The sequence below is a fragment of the Glaciimonas sp. GG7 genome, from assembly GCF_052976905.1.
In genome coordinates, this window is record NZ_JBRIIQ010000154.1 from 1 (window position 1) to 6,104 (window position 6,104).

Consider the following 6,104-nt stretch of genomic DNA (forward strand, 5'->3'; position numbering starts at 1 on the left):
CGAAGCAAAAGAAAGTAACCGGCTGCCGGGCCGCCCCCGGCAAGCATCAACGGAGTAGCAAAAGTATTCAATACCAACGACCGAAAAAGCATAAAACGGAGCAGCACCCGTCTCAATCAACAACGAACAGAAACCAACCATCATGCTAAACGTCGACCAACTAAACCAATACTACGGCTCCTCCCACACCTTAAGAGGCGTCTCCCTCAACGTAGAAAAAGGCAAATGTCTAAGCCTGCTAGGCCGCAACGGCGTAGGCAAAACAACCTTACTCAAATGCCTGATGGGGGTACTCCCAACAGCCACTGGCAAAGTCACGCTAGAAGGCAAAGACATCACCAAACTAAAACCCCACCAACGCGCCAAACTAGGCATAGCCTACGTCCCCCAAGGCCGCGAAATCTTCGCAAGATTAACGGTAGAAGAAAACCTCCTCATGGGCATGGCAACCAAGTCAGGCAAAAAAGCCGCCCACATCAAGGCCGAAGTCTACGAACTATTCCCAGTCCTAAAAGAGATGCTACAACGCCGAGGCGGCGACCTCTCCGGCGGTCAGCAACAGCAACTCGCCATCGCCCGCGCCCTGCTGGCAGAGCCAAAACTCATCATCCTCGACGAGCCAACCGAAGGTATCCAACCCTCCATTATCAAAGACATCGGCCGCGTCATCCGCCTGCTACGCGAACGTGGCGACATCGGCATTCTGCTGTGCGAACAATACTTCGACTTCGCCCGCGACCTCGCCGACAACTTCATCGTGCTATCGCGCGGCGAAGTTGTTGCAGCCGGGACACAATCCGAGATGGATGATGACAGCGTGAAACGGCACTTGGCGGTATAGTCTGCCCGATGACATTTGCACAAGCGCAAGCTACCCTACCCGCCACCGCACAAGCCCCATGGCAAGCCCGGCTCAAACTGGGCTTTGCCAACGACCAGGGCACAACCCGCCTGATCGAACGCAGCCATGTCGGCCCCTTGCGCGTACAAAAACCGCTCTACCCCGAACACCCCGCCGTTTGCCACGCTATCATCATTCACCCGCCCGGTGGTGTCGTCGGTGGCGACCAGCTCAGCATCAACACCGACGTTGGCAGCCAGGCTCACGCACTCATCACCACTCCAGGCGCTGCCAAATGGTACAGAGCCAACGGCAAAATCTCGCAGCAGCAAGTACAACTCCACGTCGCTGAGAACGCCGCGCTGGAATGGCTGCCGCAAGAAACCATTTTCTTTAACCATGCCGCGGTCAAACTCGACCATCGCGTCACGCTGGCAGCCAGCGCCCAGTACATTGGCGGCGAGATTCTTTGCTTCGGTCGCACCGCTTCCGGCGAGTCATTTAACGCCGGAAAAATCATGCAACGCACCAGCATCCGGCGTGACGGCAAGCTGCTCTGGTTTGAGCAAGGCGCAATCGAAGGCGGTACAGCCGACATGCATAGCCCGTTGGCGCTGGCTGGCTACACCGTTTGTGCCACGCTAATCGCCGTAGGCAAAGTACTCCCCGCCAAAGTCATCAATGACCTGCGTGAGAGCGCCAACACCTTGGTATCAGACAAAGCCAAGATCGGTGCCACGCAAATAAAATCGGTGCTGGTAATGCGTTTTTTAGGCCATTCAAGCGAACTCGCCAGACTATGGATGACGCAAGCCTGGCAACAACTCCGGCCCGAGTTACTCGGACGTCAAGCCGTGATCCCCCGCATCTGGAATACCTGACTTCACAAAGAAAGAAAACGATGGAACTGACCCCCAGAGAAAAAGACAAGCTACTCATCTTTACCGCCGCCTTGCTGGCAGAACGCCGTCAGGCACGCGGCCTCAAACTCAATTACCCGGAAGCGATCGCCCTCATTACGGCGGCGATCATGGAAGGCGCACGTGACGGCAAATCGGTTGCCGAGTTGATGTCCTACGGCACCAAAATTCTCAGCCGCGCTGACGTCATGGACGGCATTGCCGAAATGATCCACGACATTCAGGTAGAAGCCACCTTCCCCGACGGCACCAAGCTCGTTACCGTCCATCACCCGATTCCATAACCAACGGATACCATCATGATCCCCGGCGAAATGCTGATCGAAGACGGCGATATTGAACTCAATGTCGGCCGCAGAACTACCACGATTCTGGTTGCCAACAGCGGCGACCGACCTATCCAAGTCGGCTCGCATTATCATTTTTATGAGACCAATCCGGCCCTGCTCTTCCCACGTGAAGACGCTTACGGCATGCGCTTGAATATCGCTGCCGGGACCGCCGTGCGCTTTGAGCCGGGCCAGCAACGCACCGTTGAATTAGTCGAATTGGCCGGCGAGCGAAAAGTCTACGGCTTCAATGGAAAAGTGATGGGTCGGTTGGATAAACTGGATAAGCAGGGTAAGCCAGCACCTACAGCAAAGGAAAAAAAATGAGCTCCATCTCTCGCCGGGCCTATGCCGAAATGTTCGGCCCCACAGTTGGCGACCGCATCCGTTTAGCCGATACCGCGCTGTTTATCGAAATCGAAAAAGACTACGCCACCTATGGCGAAGAAGTGAAGTTCGGCGGCGGCAAAGTCATCCGCGACGGCATGGGCCAGTCGCAACGCAATCACCGCGACGTGATGGACACCGTGATCACTAACGCTGTCATCCTCGATCACTGGGGCATCGTCAAAGCCGACATCGGCCTCAAAAGCGGCAAGATCGCCGCTATCGGCAAAGCGGGCAATCCCGACATCCAGCCGGACGTCACCATGTCCATCGGCGCGGCAACCGAAATCATCGCTGGCGAAGGCATGATCGTCACCGCTGGCGGGATCGATTCGCACATTCATTTCATCTGCCCGCAACAAATCGAAGAAGCGTTAATGAGCGGTGTCACCACCATGCTGGGCGGTGGCACCGGGCCAGCGGTCGGCACGGCGGCCACTACCTGCACACCGGGGCCGTGGCATTTGCATTCGATGTTGTCGGCTGCGGATGCGTTTCCGATGAATTTGGGCTTTCTGGGCAAAGGCAACGTTAGTCTGCCAACGCCGCTGGAAGAGCAGGTTCGCGCCGGAGCTATCGGCCTGAAGCTGCATGAAGATTGGGGCTCAACTCCTGCCGCCATCGACAATTGCCTCAACGTCGCCGACCGCATGGACGTGCAAGTCGCCATCCATAGCGACACCTTGAACGAAGGCGGCTTTCTGGAGCACACGCTGGCGGCCTTCAAAGACCGCACCATCCATACCTTCCATACCGAAGGCGCAGGCGGTGGGCATGCGCCGGACATTATCGCCGCCGTAGGTCAAAGCAATGTCCTGCCGTCATCAACTAATCCGACTCGTCCCTACACCGTCAACACGCTAGACGAGCATCTCGACATGCTGATGGTCTGCCATCATCTTGATTCCGCCATTGCCGAAGATGTCGCCTTTGCCGAATCGCGCATCCGGCGTGAAACCATTGCCGCCGAAGATATCCTGCATGACATCGGTGCCATCAGCATGATGTCGTCCGACTCGCAAGCGATGGGTCGGGTTGGCGAGGTGATTATGCGGACCTGGCAAACCGCGCACAAAATGAAAACCCAGCGCGGGTCGCTCTCTGAGGACAGCAGCCGCAACGATAACTTTCGCGCCAAGCGCTATATCGCCAAATACACGATTAACCCGGCGATTACGCACGGGATTTCGCACGTAGTCGGCTCGATTGAAGTGGGCAAGATTGCCGATCTGGTGTTGTGGAAACCGGCTTTTTTCGGCGTCAAACCGTCGATGATTCTGAAAAGCGGCATGATTGCAGCGGCACAAATGGGGGACCCTAACGCGTCGATACCTACACCGCAGCCAGTCCACTATCGGATGATGTTTGGCGCGTATGGCGGCGGTCTTAAAACTTCACTGACATTTGTGTCGCAAGCAGCTTACGACGATGGAATCGGTGACTTATTGAAACTCAATAAGCCCGTCGTTGCCGTTAAAAATATGCGTGAATTGCGCAAGCATCACATGATCCACAACAGCGCTACGCCGCACATGGAAGTCGATCCTGAGACCTACGAAGTGCGCGCCAATGGTGAGTTATTGGTGTGCGAACCGGCGAGTATCTTGCCGATGGCGCAGCGTTACTTTTTGTTTTGATGCGTGTTGTTAGTGTTGATTTTTCTTAACTATTTACTTACCGTTCGTCCTGAGTAGCGCAGCGTATCGAAGGATTGCTCGAGCCTGAGAAAACTTCGATACGCCCTACGGGCTACTCAGTTCGAACGGATAATATTATCCGGACACTCCGAGAGATTCGATGCTCATACTGAATACAAAAATACCCCACGCCGATCAAATTGATGGCGAACTAGTCCTGCCCTACGACCTACGTGAAAAAAGTCGCCTACGCGCCACCCTGACTTCAGGTCAGGACGTAGGCGTCTTCACCGTGCGCGGAACCGTCCTGCGCCACGGCGACTTCATCACCGGCGCGGATGACGATGGCCAACCAAAAGTCATCAAAATCATCGCCGCTGATGAGGCCACTTATCTGATCCAATGCGCGACCCCATTCACACTCTTGCGCTGCGCCTTCCATCTCGGCAATCGCCACACGCAAGCGCAAGTCGGCGATGGTTTTCTGCGTATCCGCAAAGATGTGGTCTTGCGTGAAATGCTCGAAGGTCTGGGCGCAACCGTGACCGAACAAGCCGCCGCGTTCGAACCAGAATCCGGGGCCTATGGCGGCGGTCATCACAGTCACGACGGCTTGCTCGCACCCGTACCGCTGCGCCAGAAAATTCATCGGCCCGGCGACAAACCGGAAGAAACGTAAGCCATGCAAGCGACCGCCCTACTCCATTTGCTACAACTTTCCAGCCCATCGCTGCCGATCGGTGCGTATAGCTATTCGCAAGGGCTTGAATCGGCGCTTGAGCAAGGGCTAGTCAAAGATCAGGCCACCGCACGCGACTGGATTATCGATCACCTGCATCATGTGGTTGCCACCTTTGAAGCACCGGTTTTGTGGCGTTTGTTGCAGGCGTTTGAGAGACGCGACGCCGACGCTGTGACCGTCTGGAACGAACGTTTTATCGCCGCCCGTGACACCGCCGAGTTCCGTGCTGAGACGATCCAGATGGGCTATTCACTCGGCAAGCTGGTGATTGATCTCAATATTGGCGACGCAACTTTGCTGGCGATATTGCAGGCGCAACCGGAACTGCCGCTGCCGACTGCTTTTGCTTTTGCGGCGGTGGCGTTGCAGATTCCACCGGAAGCGGCGCTCTTGGGGATGCTGTTTTCCTGGGTTGAAAATCAGGTGTTGGTGTGCGTGAAATCAGTGCCGCTCGGGCAGGTTGCCGGGCAGCGTTTATTGCTGTCGTTACATCCTGAGTTGCAACTGGCGGCTGAATTTTCGCAGCAATTGGATGACGATGATTTATCGAACTGGTCGCCCGGTTTGTCGCTGTTATCGATGCAGCATGAAGTGCAATATAGCCGTCTATATCGTTCTTAAGTGCGTTCTTAAGCGAAGTCTTCATTGCAGCACTATTACAAACAATTTTTTTAGCAAGCGAGTTCCACTATGAGTAACCTCAAATCACCTAATCCCAATCCACTACGCGTAGGCATCGGCGGCCCGGTTGGTTCCGGCAAGACCGCGTTGTGCGAAATGCTTTGTAAACGTATGCGTGACGATTATGAAATGGCCGTCATCACGAATGACATTTACACCAAAGAAGACATGGAAATTCTGCTGCGGGCAGATGCTTTGCCAGCCGAGCGTTTGATGGGCGTTGAAACCGGTGGTTGCCCGCACACCGCGATCCGTGAAGACGCATCGATCAATCTCGAAGCGATTGCCCGTATGAGCGCGGACTTTCCTGATCTTGATCTGATTTTGCTGGAGTCTGGTGGCGATAATCTGGCGGCGACGTTCAGCCCTGAATTATCGGATCTGACGATTTATGTGATCGATGTTGCTGGTGGTGAAAAAATTCCACGTAAGGGGGGGCCGGGGATTACGCGATCTGATTTGTTGATTATTAATAAGACTGATCTTGCGCCGTATGTCGGGGCTAATCTGGATGTGATGGCGCATGATGCTAAGCGGATGCGGGGGGATCGCCCTTTTATTTTTACT

General features: G+C 55.1%; 8 protein-coding genes. All 8 read left to right on the top strand.

Annotation, left to right across the window (positions count from 1 at the left end; translation table 11 throughout):
* The first annotated feature begins 142 nt into the window (after window positions 1-142).
* Window positions 143-841 carry an urea ABC transporter ATP-binding subunit UrtE gene (gene urtE, locus ACVBEF_RS20100; protein WP_447125689.1) on the top strand — a complete coding sequence of 233 codons (699 nt, stop codon included), beginning with the start codon at window positions 143-145 and terminating at the stop codon, window positions 839-841.
* Between the two features lie 8 nt (window positions 842-849).
* Window positions 850-1,722: an urease accessory protein UreD gene (locus tag ACVBEF_RS20105; protein WP_447125690.1), complete on the top strand. Its 873-nt coding sequence runs from the start codon at window positions 850-852 to the stop codon at window positions 1,720-1,722.
* Window positions 1,723-1,742: 20 nt separating this feature from the next.
* A complete protein-coding gene (locus ACVBEF_RS20110) occupies window positions 1,743-2,045 on the top strand; it encodes an urease subunit gamma (protein WP_447125691.1) in 303 nt (100 codons plus the stop codon).
* A 15-nt stretch (window positions 2,046-2,060) separates the two neighbouring features.
* Complete coding sequence (locus ACVBEF_RS20115; protein ID WP_447125692.1) at window positions 2,061-2,417, top strand: urease subunit beta; 357 nt, start codon at window positions 2,061-2,063, stop codon at window positions 2,415-2,417.
* Window positions 2,414-4,114, top strand: coding sequence for an urease subunit alpha (gene ureC, locus ACVBEF_RS20120; protein WP_447125693.1), 1,701 nt, complete (start codon window positions 2,414-2,416; stop codon window positions 4,112-4,114). Before ACVBEF_RS20115 ends, ureC begins: the two co-directional genes overlap by 4 nt.
* A gap of 160 nt (window positions 4,115-4,274) precedes the next feature.
* Window positions 4,275-4,793, top strand: coding sequence for an urease accessory protein UreE (gene ureE, locus ACVBEF_RS20125; RefSeq protein WP_447125694.1), 519 nt, complete (start codon window positions 4,275-4,277; stop codon window positions 4,791-4,793).
* 3 nt (window positions 4,794-4,796) lie between these two features.
* Window positions 4,797-5,477 carry an urease accessory protein UreF gene (locus ACVBEF_RS20130; protein ID WP_447125695.1) on the top strand — a complete coding sequence of 227 codons (681 nt, stop codon included), beginning with the start codon at window positions 4,797-4,799 and terminating at the stop codon, window positions 5,475-5,477.
* A gap of 69 nt (window positions 5,478-5,546) precedes the next feature.
* Window positions 5,547-6,104 (top strand): urease accessory protein UreG (ureG, locus tag ACVBEF_RS20135; RefSeq protein ID WP_447125696.1); only part of this gene is annotated, 558 nt, incomplete at its 3' end.